The organism is Acinetobacter sp. CFCC 10889 (genome assembly GCF_003268395.1).
Lineage (GTDB): Bacteria > Pseudomonadota > Gammaproteobacteria > Pseudomonadales > Moraxellaceae > Acinetobacter.
Window position 1 is genome coordinate 1 of record NZ_LQXQ01000150.1, and the last position, 1,315, is coordinate 1,315.

1 protein-coding gene is annotated in these 1,315 nt (G+C 35.6%); it reads left to right on the forward strand.

Annotated elements, in window-relative coordinates; translation table 11 throughout:
* Positions 1–44: 44 nt before the first annotated feature.
* Positions 45–1,270, forward strand: a protein-coding gene (locus AVJ19_RS21095; RefSeq protein ID WP_228203427.1) for an IS3 family transposase whose coding sequence is annotated in 2 segments (ribosomal slippage) — positions 45–375 and positions 375–1,270 — 1,227 coding nt in all. Because the reading frame shifts where the segments join, the coding sequence is not laid out codon by codon here.
* The last annotated feature ends 45 nt before the right edge of the window (positions 1,271–1,315 follow it).

Sequence of the window (1,315 nt, forward strand, 5' to 3'; positions counted from 1 at the left end):
ATTGTCCCGTCCTGAAATAAGTTTACATATTAGAGACTTATTTTATGGAACAAGATCAAAAGCAAAGAGTTAAACGAACTCAAAGAGATTATTCCTTTGCCTTTAAAATGATGGTTATTCATGAAGTTGAAAAAGGGCAAAAGACTTATAAGCAAGTACAAGCAAAATATGGTATTCAAGGTAGATCAACTGTTTTAGTCTGGCTACGTAAGTTCGGGCAACAAGATTGGACCTCTAAAACCATGCCAAAATCATCAAAACGCCAACTCACTCCGCAACAACGTATTCGTCAGTTAGAAAAGCAATTGGCTGAGGAAAAACTTAAAACAGAGTTTGTTGAAGATGTGATTTATCATTTAGATAAAGAATGTGGGACGGATTTTCAAAAAAAGTATATAGAGCACGTTTCGAAGATTGGAAAAGCAAAAGAAGATTAAGTGTTACTCGCTTATGCCAATGGCTTGGAATTTCAAGGCAAGCCTATTATCAATCGGAAAAACGTGCTCAAGTTATGGCTCAACAAACTCAGCAAGTGATTGATCTTGTAATGCATTATCGTTATTTAATGCCGAGCATTGGTACTCGTAAGTTGTATTGGTTAATTAAACCGAAACTCATAGAACGCGGTTTAAAGTTTGGTCGAGATCAATTATTTAAGATATTGAAAGAAAATAACTTATTAATTCGACCTAAACGTCGTTATACCAAAACGACAGATAGTAAACATTGGATGAAGAAACATCCTAATTTATTGAAAGACTACAAACCCGTACAAGCGAATGAGGTTCTTGTTAGTGATATTACTTATGTCGAAAGTGCTGAAGGTGTGCATTATTTATCATTGGTCACAGATGCTTATACCCGACAGATTAAAGGCTATAAATTATCGAAAGATATGAAAGCAGAGAGCGTGGTACAAGCTTTTGAAATGGCAATGAAACACTCAACAGATCGATCCACTGTGATGATTCATCATTCAGATCGAGGTTCACAATATTGTTCTGAGTTATATCAATCAGCTTTGAATAAGCATGGAGTTACTCCATCGATGACAGACGGACATGACTGTTACCAGAATGCGCTTGCTGAAAGAGTGAATGGTATATTGAAGCAAGAGTTTTTAACAACGCGCTGTAATACGATGGAGGAATTGAATCAATTAATTATAGAATCGGTAGAGATTTATAACTGTTATAGACCGCATTTGAGCTTGGAGATGTTAACTCCAAATCAAATGTATGAGAAAGCAAAAACCGAGCTAATTGCTTAACTCGGTTTTAAATGAAATACTGTCAATCTATTTCAGGACGAGACA